Here is a 20,702-nt window from a genome sequence, read left to right as displayed (position 1 = left end):
CTTGCGCCGGCACAATCTGGAGGTTACGGAGACAGCCTTCGCTTGATGCGAAGGCTGGGGAGAAAACCGTCATGCGCTTCGACCTCGTCGACCTCCAGCTCTTCATCGCGGTCGCCGATCAGCGCAGCATCACCCGCGGCGCGGAGCGGTCGCACCTGGCGCTTGCCTCGGCCAGCGCACGCATCAAGGGCCTCGAGGATGCACTCGGCGTCGCGCTGCTCAAGCGCGGGCGCCGCGGCGTCGAGCTGACGGCGGCGGGCGAGAGCTTGCTTGATCACGCGCGCCTCGTCATCCACCAGATCGATGCCATGCGTGGCGATCTCGCCGGCTTTGCCAGCGGCGTGCGCGCCAGCGTGCATTTCCTCGCCAATACCTCAGGGCTCTCGGAGCACTTGCCGAAGGCGCTGGCCGCCTTCCTGCGCGAACATCGCGACGTCGCCGTCGACATCGAGGAGCGCGAGAGCACCGATATTGCGGCGGCGATTACCGCGGGCGCCGCCGACCTCGGCTTTGCCGCCGAGCACGCGCTGCCAGAGCATATCGAGCGCTTCCCCTTCAGCGAGGATCGGCTGACGCTGGTGACGTCGCGCCGTGGCCCGTTCGCGGGCCGCCGCCAGATCGACTTTCAGGAAGCGGGCGCCTGTGACTTCGTCGGCCTGACCAGCGCCACCGCGCTTCAGATGCACATATCGAAACATGCGGCGCGGCTCGGCATGCGCCCGCATTTCCGCGCGCGGCTGCGCGACTTCGACGCGATCTGCCAGATGGTCGCCGCCGATGTCGGCGTGGCGCTTGTGCCCGAAGCCGCCGCCCGCCGCTGCGCCAAGACCATGCCGCTCTCCATGGTCCGCCTGCGCGATGCTTTTGCCAACCGGAAGCTCGTGATCTGCGCGCGCAGCTTCAAGACGCTGCCAAGACCGGCGAAGATGCTGGTGGAGCATTTGCGGGCCACGGCGGCATAAGCCGGGTGTTGCCGCGGAATTGCGGTGCGCGAAGGCAAGCTGACTTGTCTGCATCGCGCCCGCGCCGCCCATGTGGTTCTGGCGCTTGCAGCGTAGGTCGACAAGCCAGGCCCGCCAAGAGCGGGCAAAAATGGTTCTCGCAGCAGATTGCATCTCCAACGTGCGGACGACAGATGCATCGCCGCGTCGAACGTTCCTACTTCATCGAGAAGATCGACGTAGAGCAGGCGTATGTCCGTTTAACGCATGTTAATCTCGATGGATTTGGCTATTTAGATGCGCAAGCTTCGCGCGGCGGAAGCGCGATTGTCATAGGAACGCTTGCGCGAGAGATGGCTTGTTCTCGCGGCAAAAGTTCCGGTCCGCGCACGGGTTCATTAATGCAAGGCATCAGATGCTGCTCGCGCTCGCGACAGCGCCGGCATTCACGGTCGTCCTGTTCGGTCTCTCGCTGGATGATCTCCTGCAGATGCGTTGCTCTGTGCCGATCTGACGGAGGAGGTGACCATGGTGGAGTTCAGGCTTCCAAGAAACTCCCGCATCGGGAAAGGAACGGTCTGGCCAAAGCCGCACAGCAAAAGCTTGCGCGAGTTTCACATCTATCGCTGGAATCCCGACGATGGCCGCAATCCCCGGCTCGACACCTACTTTGTCGACACGACGGATTGCGGGCCGATGGTGCTGGACGGCCTGATCTGGATCAAGAACAACGTCGACTCGACGTTGACGTTCAGGCGATCCTGCCGCGAGGGCGTGTGTGGCTCATGCTCGATGAACATCGCCGGCCAGAACACGCTGGCCTGCACCAAATCCATGAGCGAGGATATTCGGGATGGTGAGCCGCTCCGCGTGCTGCCCTTGCCGCATCAGCCCGTAGTGAAGGATCTGGTGCCCGACCTGACGAACTTCTATGCGCAGCTCGCCATGATCGAGCCGTGGCTGCAGACCAGTTCGCCGACGCCCCAGAGGGAATGGCGGCAAAGCCTCGAGGATCGCGCAAAGCTCGATGGACTGTACGAGTGCATTCTCTGTGCCTGCTGCTCGACGTCGTGCCCGAGCTACTGGTGGAATTCCGAGCGCTTCCTGGGGCCGGCGGCCCTGATTCAGGCCGCGCGCTGGATCAACGACAGCCGGGACGAAGCCACCGGCGAGCGCCTCGACATGCTCGAGGACCCCTTCAGGATCTATCGCTGCCACACCATCCTCAATTGCGCCAAGGCCTGTCCGAAAGGTCTCAATCCGGGAGAAGCCATCGCCGCTCTGCGCCTCAAGATGGTCGAGCGGAAGTTCTGATCGCTGCAGACGCCACTCCGCAGACAGGAACCATGCCTGCGGCGCTTGCTTATCAATCTCCGAACGGAGGAGTTTGATGGGAAAGAAGCAGTTCGCCGCTTTGCCGTTTCGTCTGGATAATTCCGAACTGCGCGTGATGCTGATCACGACCAGGCGCAAGCGCAGATGGAGTGTCCCCAAGGGATCGCCGATGCGCAACAAGGAGCCGCACCTCACGGCTGCGCTGGAAGCCTACGAGGAGGCGGGGCTGGTCGGCATCATTGCGACACGCGCGATGGGCAGCTTCAAGCATCGCAAACGGAAGGGTGACCGCAAGCGGACCATGGACGTTGCCGTCTTTCCCATGAAGGTCCATGGTCAGGAGCGTTGGTGGCCTGAAAAAGGGGAGCGGGAAGCGACCTGGGTCTCCGCGGAAACGGCGGCGCGTCTGGTGCACAAAGCGGAGCTCCGGCGGTTGATTGCCCGCTTCGCGGCGCAAACGGAAAAGGGGTGCGTCCTCGCTGCTGAGCGGCAGGCGGGCTTTCTTGTCCAGGAACCAGCGTCCCGCGCAATCATTCAAGCTAGATGAAGCAAAGACCGACAAGGCTCGCATCTGAGGAGCGGCCGCCTCACGAAGTTCTGGCTGCGGCGATAGAACGACGCCGCGCGGTCCTGTTCGTCGGCGCCGGTGTCTCGATGGCTGTCGGATTACCATCCTGGCAGTCCCTGATCGAGCATCTGCTGGACGATCTCGGTCTCGAACGCGACGTCCTCGACGGAATGCACGGCGGCTATCAGATGCTTGCGGAGTATTACCGGCTGAAGCGTGGGGGCATCGGACCGCTCCGCAGCTGGCTCGATCGCAATTGGCGCGTCGATCCAGAGAGAATCGCCACCTCGGAGCTCCACCAGATCATCGTCGAGCTCGATTTTCCGGTCATCTACACAACGAACTACGATCGCAATCTCGAGACTGCCTTTGATGTCCTGAAAAAGCCATACGCGAAGATCAGCAACGCGAAGGAGATCGCGAGCGCTGGCGCCGGCGTCACGCACATCATCAAATTCCACGGCGACTTCGACGATGATGCCTCGCTCGTTCTGACCGAGACCGACTTTCTCAACCGGCTCGCATTCGATTCCCCGCTGGATATCCGTTTTCGCGCCGATGCTTTGGGAAGCACGCTGCTCTTCGTCGGCTACAGCATGTCCGATCCAAACATACGGCTGCTGCTGCACCGAATTTGGCAGATTTGGGATGAATCCGGGCACCGACAGGACCGGCCGAAATCCTTCGTGTTCGTCGCCCAGCGCAATCCGGTGCAGGAAGCCGTATTGGCGAACTGGGGCATCACGACCATTGCGCCGCCTGAAGGAATGGCCGCCGACGATGGTCTGACCCGGTTTCTCCTCGACGTCCGCCAGCGTATCGATCGAAGCTCCTAGAGTGATCGCTATCGCCGGCGCACGGTGCAGATCCCGTTCCGGATCGGGGCGACGCTTGCTGCATATTGCATATCCAGAAGGCCCGCCCGCCACCGCTGCGCCATCGCCGCTTCCGAAAGATCAAAGGATTTTTCGGGTCCGGCCTCCTCGCGACCCGGGCGGCAGCTCAGGAGATAGACGACGTCGTCGCAAACAAGCCCCTGCAACTCTGCGCGGAGCTGGCGGGCTTCCAGGGCATGGTCCAGGCGCTGAAATGTCTGGTTGCCGTAGGTCAGGTCGCTTTTGCGCTCGGCTGCGGCTTCGATGCCATCAGGGATTTTGCCGTCGCGCGCAAAGAGGTCGATCACATAGAGGCGAAGCGGGCTCGGGGATTCCAGGATCGGTTCAAATGGTGCGTTCAGAGAGAACCCGCCATCGCCGAGCCAGCGGCTGGCAATCTGCACTGGCGCGAACTCAGGGAGGAAGCCGCAACTGGCCAGGATGTGATCCATTTCGATCCGTTCCGACGAGGAGTCGAAGAGCACGGCGTCGCCGCTTTCGAGGTCGGTGGCGCAGATCGTGATGCGGGGATCACCGTCATTCAGGCGGTCGAAATCGACCAGCTGACGAAGGCGTTCGCGCGTCGGGCCGAGATCGTACAGGCCGCCGAAGTGAGGTGCCGGAAGCGGGAGACGGGGATGGAAGAAGCCGGCATGGCCAAGTAGGCGCGTATTGATCGAGCTCAGTCAGGCGGACAGATGACGGCGGGCGCTCGGCGGACCGGCACGACCGCCCGGTCCATGCCAATAATTACTTAGAGTCCGGATCCGATCGGCGCTCGGGCTTCCCGCGATCAGTGCGGCCGTGATCGCACCGGACGATGAACCGGCCACCCAATCGATCTGTGGCGAGAGAGAAGTGAGCGCTTCGAACGTACCGCCATGATACGCCCCGAGCCCAAGGCCGCCGGAGAAGACAACGGCGGTGAGCTGGCGCTCTGCTGTCTTGGCGCCGCTCGGCTCAGCGGCGCGGTCAGTCAAGGCGGGCCCCGGTTGTCAGTCTGATTCAGGCCGATCACCGGTATCCCCTGTGGCGGCGTGCATAGGCATGTCGAGGGTTGATGCCGCAATAGGCCTGCGTGCCCGATGCGGTCGCCATGCACTGAGCGTAGCTGGCGAACTGGCAATTGCCCGGATAGCCCCAAATGCGGCCCTGGAGGCAGTAGCGATCCTGTGCGACCGCCGTCGAAGGGCCGAAGCTCGTCACAAACGACAGGACGGCGGCAATCATCAGCAAACGATGTTTCATTGAAAATCTCCAATTTCGACAATGAACGCAGCCGGTGAGGCTGCGTTCCAAAGCGGCGCGCAGCACGCGCATCCCAGGGATTCAAGCGTGCGATTAACCTGTATGAAGCCGCTCGCGGTGGATCGCGGCTACGGTAATCGCTGCGACGTTTCGATCGGAAGCAGGATACCCGAACAGTCTTCGAGCCTCAGAACTTCAGCATCAATTTCGGTCCTCAGCATCCGGCGGCCAATGGCGTGCTGCGGCTCGTGCTCGAGCTCGACAGCGAGGTCGCCGCGCGCGTCGATACCCATATCGGATTGCTGCGTCGAGGCAGCGAGAAGCTGATAGAGGCCAAGGCATACCTCCACGCAATTCCGTATTTCGACCGGCTCGACCAACTATTTCCGGTCTGTGGGCTTTACTTCGCCGTCTCCACGCCGGCGTCCTTGATCACCTTCGCCCACTTCTTGGTCTCATCCGCGATGAAGCTGCGAAAATGCTCCGGCTCATCGCCGATCAGCGTCGCGCCTTGGGCTGCGAGCTTCTCCTTCACCGCCGGATCGGCCATCGCCTTCGTCGCAAGAGCATGCAGCGCGGCGACGATTCTCGTTCGGCGTGCCCTTGGGTGCGACCATGCCGTACCAGTTCTCGATACGTAGCGCGGGAAATCCCGTTTCCGCGGTGGTCGGCACGTCGTGCGCGGTCGGTGCGCGCTCGGCCGAGCCGACCGCAATGGGGCGCAAGGCGCCGGCCTTGACCTGCGGCAGCAGCACCGGCAGGTCGAGGAACGTCATCTGCACCTGCTGTCCCAGCAGATCATTCACCGCCGGCGCGGCGCCGCGATACGGCACGTGCACGATGTCGATCTTCGCCGTCAACTTGAACAGCTCGCCGGCGAGATGCGGCAGGCTGCCGGGGCCGGAGGAGGCGAAGTTGAGCTTTCCCGGCTGCGCCCTGGCGAGCGCAATCAACTCGCCGATGTCCTTGGCGGGCACGTTGGTTGCGACCACCAGCATTTCCGGCACGGTCGCAACCAGCGTCACCGGCGTGAGGTCGTTGAGCGTGTCGTAGGCGACCTTCTCCATGCTCGGGCTGATCGCCAGCGCGCCGGCTGAGGAGATCGCGACGGTGTAGCCGTCGGGCGCGGCCTTGGAGACGGCGTCAGTGCCGAGCACGCCGCCCTGGCCACCGCGATTGTCGATCAGCACCGGCTGCCCCGACAGTTCCGACATGCGCTGGCCGATCACCCGGGCGATGATGTCGTTGGGACCGCCGGCCGGGAACGGCACGATCAGCTTGATCGGCTTGGCCGGAAAATTCTGCGCGGAGGCGAGTGTCGGCAGCAGAAGCAGGAACAATCCGAGGAGCAGCCTGCGTGAGACGGTCATGCAAGCCCTCCGCTCGCGTTGTTATTGGTTCAATAGCTTGAGTGCTTCTTCGTGGACCCTGGGGTCGCCGGCCGCAATGATGCGGCCGCCACCCTGGGCCGGCTTGCCTTCCCACGTGGTGACGATGCCGCCGGCGCCGGTCACGATCGGGATCAGCGCCGCGATGTCGTAGGGCTTCAGCTCGGTCTCGACCACGAGGTCGACATGGCCGGCCGCGAGCATGCAATAGGAGTAGCAGTCACCGCCATAGCGCGACAGCCGCGCGCCCTGCTCGATGCGGCCGAAGATGGCGCGGTCGCGCTCGTTCATCAGCAGCGGGCTGGTGGTGTAGGTCGTGGCTTGCGAGAGCGAGGTGCAGCGGCGGACCTGGAGCCGCCGCTCGCCGGAGGGGCCCTTGTAATTGGCCGAGCCGTTGTCGCCGGAGAAGCGTTCGCCGATGAAGGGTTGGTGCATCATGCCGAACACCGGCGCGCCCTTGTGCAGCAGCGCGATCAGGGTGCCCCAGATCGGAAAGCCGCCGATGAAGGACTTCGTGCCGTCGATGGGGTCGAGCACCCAGACATAGTCGGCGTCGTCGCGCTCATTGCCGAACTCCTCGCCGACGATGCCGTGCTGGGGGAAGCTGGCCTTGATCAGCCGCCGCATCACTGCCTCCGCGGCGCGATCGGCTTCCGTCACGGGATCGAAATCCTTGGTTTTGCTCTTGTCGTCGACCGACAGTGAGGTGCGGAAGAACGGCAGGATGGTTTCGCCCGAGACGGTGGCGAGCCGTCCGATGAAAGCTGAGAAGTCGATCACCGTCACGGCGTATCCTCAAAAGCGAAAGTCGAATGAAGCTCGCTTCTGCCTAGCTCAAATCGGCAGAATCTTGCAGCGCTGTCTTTAAATGCTCCCTGGTATTTTGAATGCCGCAGCCGGCTGCCTTATCTCAGTCATCTCTTGGCCAAATATCGATCACAGCGTTGAAAACTTAGTTCCAATCATGCCTCGTTCGTATGCAAACATCTATCAACCCATTGAATTCTCTTATTAAAGAAAGTGAATCTGGGTTTCCATAGAAGCAACTGAGCCATGTGTGTTTTGCATGGGAAATCGCTCAAAAGCCCTTGCACTTTGTGCGGCGCGGTCGCATATTGTTGCGGTGCGGTAGCGCTTTGCGTTACCGCTGCCCTCCTTGGGCGTTTCCTCCCTAGACTTGGGCCGCTTCTTCATCAGAAGCGGCCCTTTTTTCTTTCCGGGTCTGCTTTCGTTTTCAGCGCGCGGCGCTGCGCAGCGAAACGCGCGCGCCGTTGCTCATGGCACGGATCGTTCGGGGAAAAATCCAAGCCTATTCCGCTGCGGCCTGGAACGGGCCGAGATCGCCGAACGGGATCGTGGCCGCCAGCACGTCGGCGAGGATGGCGAAGTCGCTTGCGACTTGCGCAAAGCGCGGACCGCGCTCGCGCCGCCGTTCGTCCATGTAGATCGCGCGATTGAGCTCGAGCTGCACCGCATGCAAGCCGCTTGCGGGGTTGCCGTAATGCTCGGTGATGAAGCCGCCGGCATAGGGCTTGTTGCGGCCGATCGAATAGCCGAGCCCCGTCATGGTCTCCTCGATGCGGTCGGGAAGCAGCGGCGTGCAGCTCGTGCCATAGCGGTCGCCGATCACGATGTCGGGCCGGCGCGGCTCGTCGCGGGAGACGCCGACCGATGGCATCGAGTGGCAGTCGACCAGCACCACGGTGCCGAACATCTGGTGTACCTTGTTGATCAGCCGACGCAGCGCGCGGTGGTAGGGCTTATACAGCGTCTCGATGCGCCCCAGCGCGTCGTCGACCAGGATGCGGTCGCGGTAGATCTCCTGTCCGTCACCGACCACGCGCGGAATGGTGCCGAGGCCCCCAGCGACCCGCATCGAGCGGGTATTGGCAAAGCTCGGCAGACGGCCGGTGAACATGCGCGGGTCGAGCTCATAGGGCTCGCGGTTGACGTCGACATAGGAGCGGGGAAAGTTGACCCGCACGGTGGGAAAGCCGCGATCGCTCAAATGGCCGATCAGCTCGTCCATGAAGGAATCTTCGGACCGCCGCAGCGTCGGCAGGTCGATCCTGGAGGCGCTGAGGAATTCGTCCGGATAGGTCGAGCCGGAATGGGGCGAGTTGAAGATGACCGGGGCACGCCATTGCGCGGGCTCCACGATCTCGAAGGCTGGCGACGTCGCGCCGTCAAACCGGGTCATCTTCTCAGGCTTCGTCCCTTCGCGCCGGGATCTGGCGTGGTCCAGATCGCATTGATTCGGCCGATCGAGCGGCTCTTATGTGTCGTCATTGTCCGGAATCGCAACCATTCTGCCAAGCGAAAAGATGCGATGGACGTTGGAACACGTCTTAACCGTGCGGGCAGGGAGGCGGGGATGCGGTGGCGGCTCGATTGATTCGAACTGCATTCCGGTTCACAAGGGACCGGCAGTGGCAGCCGTCTCAGGGTTAAGATTTTCACCCCAAATTTACCCTCTGTCGGGCTTAGTGACCTCTGCTGATATCCTCTGGGGATTCGACGTTTCCTGCCATGCCAAAGATACTGCTCGCCGAAGACGACAACGACATGCGCCGCTTCCTGGTCAAGGCGCTGGAAAACGCCGGTTTTCAGGTCTCGTCCCACGACAACGGCATGGCCGCCTATCAGCGGTTGCGGGAAGAACCGTTCGAGATGCTGCTGACCGACATCGTGATGCCGGAGATGGACGGCATCGAGCTCGCCCGCCGCGCCTCGGAACTCGACCCCGACATCAAGATCATGTTCATCACCGGCTTCGCCGCGGTCGCCCTGAACTCGGATTCGGACGCCCCCAAGAATGCCAAGGTGCTGTCCAAACCCGTCCATCTGCGCGAATTGGTCAGTGAAGTGAACAAGATGCTGGCGGCCTGAATCGGCCCCCTTCCGTCCTTGCACAGGCTCCCCTGAGCCGTTATAGGGACCCCACCCGATCTAGACGACCTCTAGGGCACGTAGCTCAGCGGGAGAGCACTACCTTGACATGGTAGGGGTCACAGGTTCGATCCCTGTCGTGCCCACCATCCTTCGCTCGCGAAGCGAGAGAAGGATGCCACGCCGAAGCCCCAAGGGCGCAGGCGGGCTTATCGCCGCGAGCTACGGCTCGGCAAGCCACGATTCAACGTATCCTAACGCGAAGCGTAGACGGGCTGGGGTGTCCTTGGAACAGTCCGATGCCATCGATATTGGTCCGCCATGCCGAAAACCTTCAAGCGCGGCGATCACGTCAGTTGGAATTCGGAGGCCGGCCGCGTGCGCGGCCGTATCCTGCGCGCGCACACCGAGGACGTCGACTACAAGGGCTACGTCCACACGCTACGCCGGACGATCCGCAATACGAGATCAAGAGCGACCAGACCGATCACGTCGCCCTGCACAAGGGCAAGGCGTTGCGATTGTTGCAGAGCTGACGAACGTGAGGTGAGCAAGGCATCCCCATGGCTCATCCCTTCTTCACCATCGGCCATGCCACGCGTTCGATTGGGGAATTCGTCGAGTTGCTCCGAGGCAGCTCGATCACATATCTGGCCGACGTTCGCACCGTTCCCCGCTCGCGCACCAATCCGCAGTATAATCGCGACACGCTGCCGCAGTCGCTCGCGGCCGTTTCGATCGGCTACGAGCATATCGCCTCGCTCGGCGGCCTGCGCAGCCGCAAGCGCGAGGTGCCGCGCGAGACCAATGCTTTCTGGCAGAACGGCAGCTTTCACAATTATGCGGACCATGCCATGAGCGCGGCCTTTCACCATGGTCTCGCTCATTTGCGCGATCTCGGGCAGACGCAGCGCTGCGCCATCATGTGCGCGGAAACATTGTGGTGGCGATGTCACCGACGCATCATCACCGATTATCTGCTCGCCGCCGGGGAAACCGTGTTTCACATTCTGGGACCAGGGCAGGTCAATCCGGCCGAGATGAATCCGGCGGCGCGTCATGGCTGACGGCAGCTTGGTCTATCCTGCGGAAAGTTAGCCAATCGTCCCTATCGCGGCTATTCTTGCCGCAGTCGTAGATCCTCTGCGGTGATGGTCTTCACCGTCACTCATAAATCTACGGCCTTGATCCAAGACGCGAGGCTGCCCATGAGCGTGTCCGTCATCGAACAGGCAAAAATCCAGGCGCAGGTGCTGGTGCCGCTGGTCAAGGCATTGCAGGCCGAACTCGGCGAGGCGCGCGCCAACACGCTGGTGCGCAAGGCGCTCGGCGATCTCTATCGCGGCTTCGGCGAGGAATTCTGGAAATCGAAGAACCTGAACAAGGACGAGACAGACCTCGGCCAGGCGGTCGCGTCCGCCTTCAAGACCTATGCCCGCGGCGACGCGCTCGCCTATGACGTCATCGAGCAGTCGAAAGACGTCTTCGCCTTCGATGTGAAACGATGCGCCTATGCCGAGTTCTACAAGGCGCTCGGCGAGCCCGAGCTCGGCTTCCTCCTGATCTGCACCGCCGACTTTGCGACAGCAGATGGCTTCGGCCCTGACATCACGCTCACGCGCACGCAGACCATCATGCAAGGCGCCGATCATTGCGACTTCCGCTACCGGCGCGACTCCGGTGAGCGCCGGTGAAGGGAGCGCCTCTCACGCAGACGCGTCTTCCACACATCGAGATCAGCCAGGTGAACCAGCGGCGACGACGTGCGCGCCGTTGACGTCCCTGAAGTCGATCTGGGTCCTGATCGCGGAATGCGGCATCGGCTAACTCGACCTCGGAGATGAACATCACTCGTCCACGAAGATATTCTCCAGCATCAAGGGATCGCCCTTGAGGGCGACGACCCGAGCTCTTAGTTGAATTCGCGCGAAGGGCAGCCCGCCGACTTTCGCAAGCTCGATCTCGCCGCCGAGCGCCGTTACCCGCGGTAGGCGCGATTAGCTGACGAGATATTTGGTGACTGCCGCCTCGTCCCACGCAATCCCGTTGCCGGGCTCCTCGCTCGGCAACGCAAAGCCGTCCTTGATCGCGAGGCGCGTCGACAGCACCGCGTCCGCCCAGTCGACATATTCCAGCCAATGTGCGGTCGGCGTCACGCACAAGAGGTGCGCGCTGACTTCCGAGAACAGATGCGTCGATATCTCGATGCCGGCGGCGTGTGCCAGCGAGGCAGCGCGCAGCCAGCCGGTGACGCCGCCGATGCGCTGGACGTCGGGCATCACGTAGTCGCAGGCTTCTGCGGAGAGTGCCGACTGCATCGCAAATGCGCTGTCGAAGTTCTCGCCGATCTGGACCGGCGTATGCAGCGCGTCCGCAATGCGGGCGCAGCCCGAATAGTCGTCGTGGCGGATCGGCTCCTCGATCCAGCTCAAGCTCTCGTCGTCGAGCATCTCGCCGCGGCGGATGGCTTCCGTGACCGTCAGCGCCTGATTGTAGTCGCACATCAGCGTCACCTGATCGCCGACGGCCTTGCGCACCGCGCGCACGACGGCGAGATCCTCCCGCGCATCGGGCCGGCCGACGCGGATCTTTGCCGCCCGAAAACCCTCGGCCAGCAGCTTGTGCGCTTCATCCACCGCCGCGCCTGCAGGCATGAGGCCGAGCCCCTTCGAATTGTAGGCCTTGACCGGCTTCGGCGCGCCGCCGAGCAGGCGGGCCAGCGGCAGGCCGCGTGTGCGCGCGAGAGCGTCCCAGGCCGCCATGTCGATGCCGGATTGCGCCAGCCGTTGCAGGCCGGCGAGGCCCAGCAGCGTGAAGCGCTGGGACAGCTTGCGCTCGATCTCGAACGGCAGCAGTTCGTCGCCGGCGACGAGGTCTGACATCTCCGTGACCATGGCGGTCAACGGCTTCAAGGCCGACGGCGTGATCGAGAACAGATAGGCGTGGCCGCGCACGCCCTGGTCGGTCTCGCAGTCGATCAGCACCAGCGGCGCTTTTGCGATTGCCCCCGTCGAGGTCTGGAGCGGCAGGTTCATCGGCACGATCACCGGCCGCGCATGGAAGCGCCTGATGCGGATAGTCTCGGTCATGGGTCTCTCCCGGCGGAGCGGATGCAGGAAGGCGCCGATCTTAAGCATTCGCGATCAAACGAAAAGGTGCCTGTTGCGACTCTCATAAAACGCAGAGCGATTATGAAGCGGTCGAGGCGCGCGCTGTGGCTGCCGCCAAGATCATATGCGATAGGCCTGCCTTCTGCGGGGATGGGTAGCCCAGCGGTGCGCGTGAGCTCACCGCGCCGCGCCTTCCGTGAAGGCGGTCTCGATCACGTCGCCAAAAGGCTGCCAGGAGCGGCCGTCGAACTGGACGAGCCGCATCTGCTTGATCGGCAGATAGCTATTGGGCGAGGTATTCATCCTGATGTCGGGCAGCGCAACGGAGGGGTGATGACCCCTAATCGACGCCGCCTGACGCATGATGTTCTCGCGCGAGAAGTCGTCGCCGCATTGCTTCAGGACGAGCGTCAGCGCCTCGGCCGCGGCGTAGCCAAAGACGGCCGCGCTGTTGTTCGTGCTTTCGACTTGATGGTATTTGTCCATGAAGGCAAACCATTCCTTCATGGCGGAATCGTCCTTCCATGCGGGATCGCTCGGATCCTTCAGAAAGGCCGCGGAGATCACGCCGGCGGAGTTCTCCAGGCCCGCTGGCGCCATTGCATTGGCGATCGAGGCGGAGGCATCGTTTACGATGAACACCGGATGCCAATTAAATGAGGCCGCCAGCTTGATCACCTTGGAGGCCGTCGACGGCACGCCGAGAAAGACGAAGATGTCGGCGCCCGCGCGCTTGAGAATCGAGACGTGCCCCTCGAGATGCTCGTCGGCAATGTCGAAGGCGATGTCGACGAGGACATGACGGTTCAAATCGCCAAGGCCCTCCTGGACGCCCTTGTAGAGCATGCGCCCGAACTGGTCGTTCTGCCAGAGCACCACGATCTTCTTCCGGGGATAATAGGCTTGGATGTAGTTGGCGTAGATGCGCCCCTCCGACCGGAACGACGGCTGCCAGCCCATGGTCCAGGGAAACGCGCTTGGCTGGCTCAGCTCCTCGTCGCCGGAGGCGACGAACAATTGCGGGATCTTCTTCTCGTTCAGATACCAGCGCGTGGCGAGATTGCCGGGCGTGCCGAACGACCCAAACATCAAGTGCACATCGTCGGTCTCGACCAGGTTGCGCGTCAGCTCCAGCGCAGTCGCCGGATCGGAATTGTCGTCGCGCGAGATGAAGCGGATCTTGCGGCCGTTGATGCCGCCGCGCGCGTTGATCATGTCGAAATAGGCGGCCTCCGCCTGGCCGATGGCGCCGAACTCCGACAGCGGTCCCGAATACGGCATGACATTGCCGATGCGGATTTCCTTGTCGGTCGTGGGTTGCTCCGCACGTTGCTGCGACATCGCCCCGAGGGAGGCGTAGGCGACGATCAAAACGAAGGATAGTCTGCCGGTGACGCGCATGGTCGGCACCTCGACGTTGGCCCCGGAGAGGTCGGCTCGATCCCCACCAAGGCTGGTTGGTGTAGGTCAAGCGTTTGGCGATCGCATGGCTTGATCGCCCGCTTCAACGCAGCGCAGGGACCGAATGAAATGGCAGCCCTGCTGTCACGCCCTCTACGGCAGTCCCCGCGCCTCGAGCTGATGCACCAGCAGCAGCGTCGGCTCGGCGAGGCTGTCGCCGGAGCCGTCGAGGCCGAAGGCGCTCGCGATGCCGTCGCGGCTGCGCAGCAGCGCGCTGCGAGGGCAATGGCCGGCGCCGCAGAGCGTCTTCTTCAGGGTCTCGCCCTGCGCCACAACACCGGCGGAATCGTCCGCGGCCCAGGCCAGCACGATCGGCACGTCGACATTGAGGATGCCGGGGAAGACCGAGCGCTTGTTATATTGGCTGGCGTCGCTGCCGAGATACGCCTTCTCGCTGTCGCTGGCGTCCTTGCCCGCACGGTAGATGCCGGACACCAGGATCACGGCGGCCACATCGGCGCGGTCGGCCTGAAGCTCGGGATGCGCCAGCAGGGTGGCGACATGGAAGGCGCCGGCGCCGTAGCCGACCGCGACGATCTCGCGGGCATCGCCGTTGAACAGGTCGATATTGCCGTGGACCCAGGACAGCGCCGCCGCCACGTCGCTCGCGCCGGCGGGCCAGGTCGCGCCGGGCGCCAGGCGATAGCCCACGCGGACCCCGATCATGTCATTGCGCGCGGCAAAGCACATCGCCTGGTCCTGGATCTGGCGAGCCAGCTCCGGCGCGGCGCGGTCGCCGGTGAAGGAGTCGCCGGCCACGAACAGCAGCACCGGCCGCGGGGTATCCGCCTTGGTCGCGCTGGTCGCGACGTCGAGCACATTGGCCTCGCTCTCGCCATAGCGCAAACCGCGCGAGAAGGTAACCTGCTCGCACAGCCGCGCGGTGCCGCCGGCGGTCGTGTCGGAGTCGGTGAGGCCCACTTGGACGAGATCGGACGGCGGCGACAGCCGCGCCGGCAAGGGTCCGTGCGCGGAGGCCGAGGTCATGGTCAGAGTTAGGAAAAATGCCAGATAATTCTTCATGGTGATGCCGGCCTTGCGTGCCTCATATTGGCTTGCCGGTTTGGCCTGTCTATTCAATTCGCCCCATTAGTTGGCTCGGCTTGAGGCGATTTCACGGCACCTCGGTCGGCACGGGACGGGCATCCAGCCCGGCCTGCAGCCGCTCTTGGCACGCAAGTTGGCGGGCCGCGGGACGATTGCGCGGCGCAGCCGTTTTATCTCGATCTGTCAAGCCGTTGCCCAGCGCCGCAAAGCCTCGAGCCGGAAACGGCTTTCTACTGTGCATGGGGTTGTTTTCGCAGTTTTTGTTTTGGACCGCCCGTCAGGCCCGCTTCATGGTCCGGAAGGTGATCGAATAGCGGCGCGCCTCGACTGGCGGAATGCTGTGCTCCCATTGCGACCGTGCCTCGCCGTCCATCATGTAGAGCGAGCGCGGCATGGCTTCGAGCGTGTGACGCTCCCATCGGTCGCCGTTGCGGCGGCGAAAGCGGAATTTGCAGGGCGCGCCGAGCGACAGGCCGAGGACCTTGTCGAAATGCGGCTTGTCGCGGTGCCAACCGATGCCGACGCCAACCTCATATTCGGTGCAGAGCACCTGCCGGATGTCGCCCGACGGCAGACCCGCCCACGCCTCGACCTGGCGCGCGACGGGCGCCACCCAGTCCGGGATTGGCTCCGCCTCGGCCAGTCGTTGCAGGGAGTAGTCGTAGCGATAGCCGAACGAGGCCACCCGGCGATTGCCCTCGAAGACGCCGAACTGGAAGCGCTGGAGCGGCAATGCCGCGATGCGGCCGATCAAGGCCTGCTCGTTGGCCGCCTCGATAAAATCGTCCGTGTAGCGAAGCCCAGCGGGCCCTTCCTGCGGTTCTGCGAACAAGCCTAGCTGCGTCATTCCTCGCACGTCCGTGATGGAACCTAATTGCGGCTGATGCGACTTACATAGGACGCGGGGAGTAATGTGCGAGGCCGTCATGGCAGAGAAGCATACCGCCGATCCGGCAGAGATCATGCGGGCGACCGGTCATCCGGAGCTGGAATATGCCGCCGGCTGGACCATCGCCGGTCTGGTCACCATCGGCACCATCGTCGCCGCCTGGGTGTTCGCCATCTAGGCTACAGGGAATAGGCGACTGGGAATTGAAGTTCGAAAGCCGCGGCCCTGGTCGGCCGGCTTGAGCCGGATCGCCATGGCTCGCCATTACCGCGAGTGCCATCGCCAAGCCCATCCTGGTGCCACCCTGTTGCGGGCGGCTGGTGCAGAAGGCGTCGAAATCCGCTCGCGGTTGCGCAAGAAGATCGGTTCGGCGCAGGGTCGATTGCGGCATAGTTGAACAGCACCGGCACGTAAGCAGTTCGATCGTCAAGAGCGTCATCGACGGCGCGATCCACTCGCCAAAGAACAGCCAGTCAGCCAGCGCAGTACGAGGAGCAGCGCGTACCGCCCCCGTAGAGGGGGCGGTTGAACTCAGTGCGCACACGCGTTGGGCTGGCTTCCTATTCGGCCTGCTCCAGTGCGGCGGGCATCTTCGCCACCGACATCAGCGACCGCGCCACCTGATTGAGCAGGAGATCGGCATTCTCTTCTTCGGCGAGCGATTTCGAGAGCAAAGCGACGACCGCGCTGTGACGGAGCTGCTGGGCCAGATTGCGTGCCGTGGTATAGCCGGACATCTCGTAATGTTCGACGCGTTGAGCCGCTGAGATCAGCGCGAGGTCGGCGGCTGCGTCTTCCTTCTCTTCGCCTTCCTTCATGACCTCCTGGCCTTCCTCGATCAGCCCCATCATGCCTTTGCAAGGCTTGGCCCGAGCGTTCTCGCCGAGGAGCTCGAAGCATTCGTTGATGCGTTCGACCTGGTTCTCGGTCTCGGCGAGATGCTGCTCGAACAGTTCCCGCAACTGATCGAAACGCGCGGCCTGCGCCATCTTCGGAAGCGCCTTGGTCAACTGCTTCTCGGCATGGAGAATGTCACGCAGCTCGTGAAGCAGAAGATCGGTCAGGCCGGCTTCGTCGACGGGCGGCGAGCTCTCCGTGACGATCGATGTGGCAGCGCCGGGCTCCGCGGACTGCAGTGCCGGGGACTCGGTGAACACCCAGTCTTCGCCTTCGTTCCACGGACCGCGGGTGTCGATTTCGCCGTGGTCACCGCTGCCGGTGGAGTCGTTGAAGTACTGGTTCACGAGGCCAGGCGTCGGAGCAATCCGGCCGACACTGAAGGCCGGTTTGGACAGGCTTTCGAGTGCGCGCGCGAACGCCTTCATATGCGTAATCTCTCGCGTCATCAGGAATTGTAGTGCGTCTTTGCTGCCGGCGTCGTCGCAGAAATTGATCAGACGCTCGTAGACGATCTTGGCTCGCGCTTCGGCGGCGATGTTGCTGCGCAGGTCGACGTCGAGCTCGCCGGTGATCTTGAGATAGTCGGCGGTCCAGGGATTCCCCTGCGAATTGAACAGATTGACGCCACCGCCGCCGGCAATTGCAATGAGCGGATCGGCTTCCGCCGCCTGACGGTCGTTCTTTGAAGGCGCAAGATGCATCCGCGCCAGGCAGCCGACGACCTCGAGATGACTAAGCTCTTCGGTGCCGATATCCATCAAGAGGTCTTTGCGGTCGGGGTCCTCGCAATTCAGCCCCTGAATCGAATATTGCATCGCGGCCGCGAGTTCGCCATTGGCGCCGCCGAACTGCTCGAGGAGCATATTGCCGAAGCGCGGATCGGGTTCGTCGACGCGCACGGTGAACATCAGCTTTTTGACGTGGTGATACATGGAGGGCTCGCGCTCTGGAAGGAAAGATACGCGACAACGAGACGTCCGGACGTTCGTTCCTAAGCCCTCTCCAAGATTCAAGCTGTAGTTGCCCGAGACATTGCCGCAGAAGCGATAGCTCTGATCTCGCGGCGAGGAGTGTTACGGCGTCACCGCGCCGCGTTCGACCGCGGGCGGGGCGGTGAGCTTCTTCCAGGTCGAATTGGCCAGATGCACCGGCGAGAATGGCGGCCGCTCGACATAACGGCCGTCGCCTGCCTTGGCGCGCAGATCGCCATCTTTCCAGACGATGCGGCCACGGGACAACGTCGCGGCCGATCCGCCGGTGCAGGAAAAGCCCTCGAACACGTTGTAATCGATCCGACTCATCTGCCGCTTGGCACTGATGGTCCTGGTTGCCTTGGGATCCCACACCACGATGTCGGCGTCCGATCCGGCGGCGACGGCGCCTTTCCGCGGATAAATGTTGAGGATGCGGGCGATGTTCGCCGAAGTCACCGCGACGAATTCTTCCCTAGTCAGCCGCCCGGTGGCGACGCCCGCGGTCCACAGCAGCGCAAGGCGGTCTTCGAGCCCGCCGGTGCCGTTCGGGATCTTCCTGAAGTCGCCGAGGCCGAACCGTTTCTGCGCAATGGTGAAGGCGCAATGGTCGGTCGCGACGACCTGGAGCGAGCCGGCTTGCAGGCCGGCCCACAGGCTGTCCTGATGCGATCTGTCGCGGAACGGCGGTGACATCACGCGCTGGGCGGAGTGATCCCAGTCCTTGTTCTGGTACTCGCCGGCGTCGAGCAACAGGTGCTGGATCAGCGGTTCGCCATAGACGCGCTTGCCGGCCGCGCGCGCCCTTGCAATCGCCTCATGCGCTTCGCGGCAGCTGGTGTGCACGATGTAGACCGGCGTGCCCGTCATGTCCGCGATCATGATCGCGCGGTTGGTGGCTTCGCCCTCGACCTCCGGCGGTCGCGAGTAAGCGTGGCCTTCGGGGCCGGTGACGCCGCGTGCGATAAGCGCCTCTTGCATCAGGGCGACGACGTCGCCGTTCTCGGCATGGACCACCGGCATGGCGCCCAGATGAGCGCAGCGCGCGAACGAGTTGTAGAGCTCGTCATCGTTCACCATGAGCGCGCCCTTGTAGGCCATGAAATGCTTGAACGTGTTGATGCCGTAGGTTTTGACCACGGTCTCCATCTCGTCATGGATTTGCTTCGACCACGATGTCACCGCCATGTGGAAACCATAGTCGGCGGCCGCCTTCTCGGATTTGCGGCGCCAGTCCTGATACGCCGCGAGCATCGACTGGCCGTGATCGGGCAGGCAGAAATCCACCACCATCGTGGTGCCGCCAGCGAGCGCCGCTTTGGTTCCCGATTCGAAATCGTCGGCGGTGACGGTGCCCATGAACGGCATTTCGAGATGGGTATGCGGATCGATGCCGCCCGGGATGACGTAGGCGCCGCCGGCGTCAATCACTTCAGCGCCCGCGGGTGCATCGAGTGAGGCCCCGACCGCGACGATGGCCTCGCCGTCGATCAGCACGTCAGCACGGCGCGAACAATCGTGATTGACGACGGTGCCGCCGCGGACGAGGAGGGGCATAGAGAACTCCGGGGTGGGGCGAGGGGATAGGGCTCCGTGAAGGCTAAGCGCGGCAATCGCGATGCGACAGGCGAAATTTTAGTCAGCCACCGCCAACGGTTTCGCCGCTGCCTCTACTCTGCGAGGGCGACTAGCCCAACCAGCATTGCGCGTACGAGGCCTGCGATTTCCTTGCGCAGCGCCGGCAGGGGTACGGCGACCAGCTTCTGTTCCAACCCCAGCGCCACCATGCCATGGACCGCCGAGAACAGGCTGCGCGCGGTGATGCTCAGTTCTTCCGGGCTGCGCTTTGGAAGCAGCGCGGACAGCGGCTGGTAGATGTGGCGGAACAGCTGCATCTGGTCCTCGATCGACCAGTCCGGGACGATCTTGTCGGCCTCCATGCGGTGCTCGAACAGCGCGCGCCAGAGCTGGAGATTTTCCGCGGCAAAATCACAATAGGCGATCGCGATGCGGACCAGGGCTTCTTGTGGCGATGGCTCGCCCGCGCTCTCAGCGGCGCTGAGCGCCTTGTCGAGCCGAAGCAATGTGCGCGAGCCGACGCGCAGGATCAATTCGTCGACGTCGGCGACGAGATTGTAGACCGCGCCATTCGCGCAGCCGATCTCGCGGGCGAGATCCCGGGTCTTCAGGCCAGCCAATCCCCGTTCAGCGATCATTCGTTCCGCCGCAAGAACTAGGTCTGATCGCAATTTCTCTCGACGTTCCAAGATCTTAGACATCGCCTACCAAGTTCGTGAGCGTCGCTCATAAATTTCTTGAGCAACGCTCAAGATATGCTAGAAAGCATATGTGAGCAACGCTCATAACAGGGAGCAACAAATGTTCAAGACCGTGGTGACCCTTTTCCGCGGCAGCGTGGCCGCTGCGGGCGAGGAGCTGGAAGACCGGACCGCCCTACTCATCCTCGATCAGCAGATGCGTGATGCGGCCGCGGCCGTCGAGCGCAGCAAGCGCACGCTGGCGCTGGCGATCGCGCAGGACCAGCAGGAGGGCCGCAAGCTCGAAGCGACGAATGCCCGCATCGCCGATCTCGAGACCCGCGCCGTTGCGGCGCTCGACGGTGGCCGCGACGACCTCGCCAAGGACGCGGCGGAAGCCATCGCGAGCCTTGAGGCCGATCGCGATGCGTTGATGACGGCACGCGCGCTGTTCGCGACCGAGATCGTGCGGTTGAAGCGCCATGTCGCCAGCGCGCAGGCTCGCATCACCGAGCTCGATCGCGGCCGCCGCATTGCCCGCGCATCGGAAGCGGTGCGCTCGCTTCGTCGCAGTGGCATCGAGGCTGCACGACCCTACGAATCCACGCTGCCGGAGGCGGAGGGCACGTTGAGGCGTTTGCGCGAGCGGCAGATGGAGGCCCAGGCCGCCGACGATGCCCTGGTGGAGCTCGACGCGACCACCGGTCCGCTCGCCACTGCCGAGAGACTCGCCGAACAGGGCTTTGGCCCGCGGCTCAAGACGACGGCAGACGATGTGCTGGCGCGGCTGAAGTCCAAGCGCATGCCGACTGCCTGATCTCA

The 20,702-nt window shown here is 63.4% G+C and carries 19 protein-coding genes, 1 tRNA gene and 4 pseudogenes; 12 read left to right on the top strand and 12 right to left on the bottom strand.

Annotated elements, in window-relative coordinates; translation table 11 throughout:
• Window positions 1-71: 71 nt before the first annotated feature.
• The 4 genes from IVB01_RS34660 to IVB01_RS34645 all read left to right on the top strand — a co-directional run bounded on the left by IVB01_RS34660 (window position 72) and on the right by IVB01_RS34645 (window position 3,680).
• Window positions 72-962 (top strand): LysR substrate-binding domain-containing protein, encoded by an 891-nt coding sequence (locus IVB01_RS34660; RefSeq protein ID WP_247277680.1) that lies wholly within the window; start codon window positions 72-74, stop codon window positions 960-962.
• A gap of 507 nt (window positions 963-1,469) precedes the next feature.
• Window positions 1,470-2,255, top strand: coding sequence for a succinate dehydrogenase iron-sulfur subunit (locus IVB01_RS34655; RefSeq protein ID WP_247277679.1), 786 nt, complete (start codon window positions 1,470-1,472; stop codon window positions 2,253-2,255).
• Between the two features lie 76 nt (window positions 2,256-2,331).
• Window positions 2,332-2,823: an NUDIX hydrolase gene (locus IVB01_RS34650; protein WP_247277678.1), complete on the top strand. Its 492-nt coding sequence runs from the start codon at window positions 2,332-2,334 to the stop codon at window positions 2,821-2,823.
• Window positions 2,820-3,680, top strand: a complete 861-nt coding sequence (locus IVB01_RS34645; RefSeq protein ID WP_247277677.1) for an SIR2 family protein — start codon at window positions 2,820-2,822, stop codon at window positions 3,678-3,680. Before IVB01_RS34650 ends, IVB01_RS34645 begins: the two co-directional genes overlap by 4 nt.
• An 8-nt stretch (window positions 3,681-3,688) precedes the next feature.
• On the opposite strand, the pseudogene IVB01_RS35835 reads toward IVB01_RS34645, so the two are convergent.
• Together IVB01_RS35835 and IVB01_RS34625 are read right to left on the bottom strand one after the other, a co-directional pair.
• Window positions 3,689-4,699 (bottom strand): annotated as a pseudogene (locus tag IVB01_RS35835) (patatin-like phospholipase family protein).
• A gap of 34 nt (window positions 4,700-4,733) precedes the next feature.
• On the bottom strand, window positions 4,734-4,967 hold the full coding sequence (locus IVB01_RS34625; protein WP_247277675.1) for a DUF3551 domain-containing protein: 234 nt from the start codon (window positions 4,965-4,967) through the stop codon (window positions 4,734-4,736).
• A 140-nt stretch (window positions 4,968-5,107) separates the two neighbouring features.
• Between IVB01_RS34625 and IVB01_RS34620 the strand changes: the two are divergent.
• A pseudogene (locus IVB01_RS34620) lies at window positions 5,108-5,356 on the top strand (hypothetical protein); the annotation flags it as partial.
• Between the two features lie 11 nt (window positions 5,357-5,367).
• Here the strand turns inward: IVB01_RS34620 and IVB01_RS34615 are convergent.
• The 3 genes and pseudogenes from IVB01_RS34615 to IVB01_RS34605 form a co-directional block, all read right to left on the bottom strand.
• Window positions 5,368-6,337 (bottom strand): annotated as a pseudogene (locus tag IVB01_RS34615) (tripartite tricarboxylate transporter substrate binding protein).
• Between the two features lie 21 nt (window positions 6,338-6,358).
• The gene (gene hisN / locus IVB01_RS34610; RefSeq protein ID WP_247277674.1) at window positions 6,359-7,141 is read right to left on the bottom strand and encodes a histidinol-phosphatase; all 783 of its coding nucleotides are present in this window, start codon (window positions 7,139-7,141) and stop codon (window positions 6,359-6,361) included.
• 523 nt (window positions 7,142-7,664) lie between these two features.
• Entirely contained in the window at window positions 7,665-8,555 is an 891-nt protein-coding gene (locus IVB01_RS34605; RefSeq protein WP_247277673.1) for an N-formylglutamate amidohydrolase, read from the bottom strand.
• Between the two features lie 329 nt (window positions 8,556-8,884).
• On the opposite strand from IVB01_RS34605, the gene IVB01_RS34600 reads away from it, so the two are divergent.
• The 5 genes and pseudogenes from IVB01_RS34600 to IVB01_RS34580 all read left to right on the top strand — a co-directional run bounded on the left by IVB01_RS34600 (window position 8,885) and on the right by IVB01_RS34580 (window position 10,938).
• Window positions 8,885-9,244, top strand: coding sequence for a response regulator (locus IVB01_RS34600; RefSeq protein WP_007597092.1), 360 nt, complete (start codon window positions 8,885-8,887; stop codon window positions 9,242-9,244).
• Between the two features lie 74 nt (window positions 9,245-9,318).
• A tRNA-Val gene (locus IVB01_RS34595) sits at window positions 9,319-9,393 on the top strand.
• 172 nt (window positions 9,394-9,565) lie between these two features.
• Window positions 9,566-9,780 (top strand): annotated as a pseudogene (locus tag IVB01_RS34590) (DUF2945 domain-containing protein).
• Window positions 9,781-9,807: 27 nt separating this feature from the next.
• Complete coding sequence (locus IVB01_RS34585) at window positions 9,808-10,311, top strand: DUF488 domain-containing protein (protein ID WP_346015513.1); 504 nt, start codon at window positions 9,808-9,810, stop codon at window positions 10,309-10,311.
• Window positions 10,312-10,452: 141 nt separating this feature from the next.
• Window positions 10,453-10,938 (top strand): L-2-amino-thiazoline-4-carboxylic acid hydrolase, encoded by a 486-nt coding sequence (locus tag IVB01_RS34580; RefSeq protein ID WP_247417104.1) that lies wholly within the window; start codon window positions 10,453-10,455, stop codon window positions 10,936-10,938.
• 303 nt (window positions 10,939-11,241) lie between these two features.
• On the opposite strand, the gene IVB01_RS34575 is transcribed toward IVB01_RS34580, so the two are convergent.
• The 4 genes from IVB01_RS34575 to IVB01_RS34560 all read right to left on the bottom strand — a co-directional run bounded on the left by IVB01_RS34575 (window position 11,242) and on the right by IVB01_RS34560 (window position 15,709).
• Window positions 11,242-12,333, bottom strand: coding sequence for an enolase C-terminal domain-like protein (locus tag IVB01_RS34575; protein WP_247277671.1), 1,092 nt, complete (start codon window positions 12,331-12,333; stop codon window positions 11,242-11,244).
• A gap of 198 nt (window positions 12,334-12,531) precedes the next feature.
• Entirely contained in the window at window positions 12,532-13,755 is a 1,224-nt protein-coding gene (locus tag IVB01_RS34570; protein WP_247277670.1) for an ABC transporter substrate-binding protein, read from the bottom strand.
• Between the two features lie 153 nt (window positions 13,756-13,908).
• Complete coding sequence (locus IVB01_RS34565) at window positions 13,909-14,838, bottom strand: carboxylesterase family protein (protein ID WP_346015515.1); 930 nt, start codon at window positions 14,836-14,838, stop codon at window positions 13,909-13,911.
• A 301-nt stretch (window positions 14,839-15,139) separates the two neighbouring features.
• Complete coding sequence (locus IVB01_RS34560) at window positions 15,140-15,709, bottom strand: alpha-ketoglutarate-dependent dioxygenase AlkB (RefSeq protein WP_247277668.1); 570 nt, start codon at window positions 15,707-15,709, stop codon at window positions 15,140-15,142.
• A 79-nt stretch (window positions 15,710-15,788) separates the two neighbouring features.
• Between IVB01_RS34560 and IVB01_RS34555 the strand changes: the two genes are divergently transcribed.
• Window positions 15,789-15,929 (top strand): hypothetical protein, encoded by a 141-nt coding sequence (locus tag IVB01_RS34555; protein ID WP_007597071.1) that lies wholly within the window; start codon window positions 15,789-15,791, stop codon window positions 15,927-15,929.
• A gap of 382 nt (window positions 15,930-16,311) precedes the next feature.
• Here IVB01_RS34555 and IVB01_RS34550 read toward each other — a convergent pair whose 3' ends face one another.
• The 3 genes from IVB01_RS34550 to IVB01_RS34540 all read right to left on the bottom strand — a co-directional run bounded on the left by IVB01_RS34550 (window position 16,312) and on the right by IVB01_RS34540 (window position 19,901).
• On the bottom strand, window positions 16,312-17,583 hold the full coding sequence (locus IVB01_RS34550) for a DUF892 family protein (RefSeq protein ID WP_247277667.1): 1,272 nt from the start codon (window positions 17,581-17,583) through the stop codon (window positions 16,312-16,314).
• A gap of 141 nt (window positions 17,584-17,724) precedes the next feature.
• Window positions 17,725-19,179, bottom strand: a complete 1,455-nt coding sequence (gene hydA / locus IVB01_RS34545) for a dihydropyrimidinase (protein ID WP_247277666.1) — start codon at window positions 19,177-19,179, stop codon at window positions 17,725-17,727.
• A 113-nt stretch (window positions 19,180-19,292) separates the two neighbouring features.
• Window positions 19,293-19,901: a TetR/AcrR family transcriptional regulator gene (locus IVB01_RS34540; RefSeq protein WP_247277665.1), complete on the bottom strand. Its 609-nt coding sequence runs from the start codon at window positions 19,899-19,901 to the stop codon at window positions 19,293-19,295.
• Between the two features lie 100 nt (window positions 19,902-20,001).
• On the opposite strand from IVB01_RS34540, the gene IVB01_RS34535 reads away from it, so the two are divergent.
• Window positions 20,002-20,697 carry a PspA/IM30 family protein gene (locus tag IVB01_RS34535; protein WP_247277664.1) on the top strand — a complete coding sequence of 232 codons (696 nt, stop codon included), beginning with the start codon at window positions 20,002-20,004 and terminating at the stop codon, window positions 20,695-20,697.
• The last annotated feature ends 5 nt before the right edge of the window (window positions 20,698-20,702 follow it).

It is taken from the genome of Bradyrhizobium sp. 164, assembly GCF_023073715.1.
Taxonomy (GTDB): domain Bacteria; phylum Pseudomonadota; class Alphaproteobacteria; order Rhizobiales; family Xanthobacteraceae; genus Bradyrhizobium.
The sequence above is the reverse complement of the archived record's forward strand: the minus strand, read 5'-3'. Positions and strand labels throughout refer to the sequence as shown.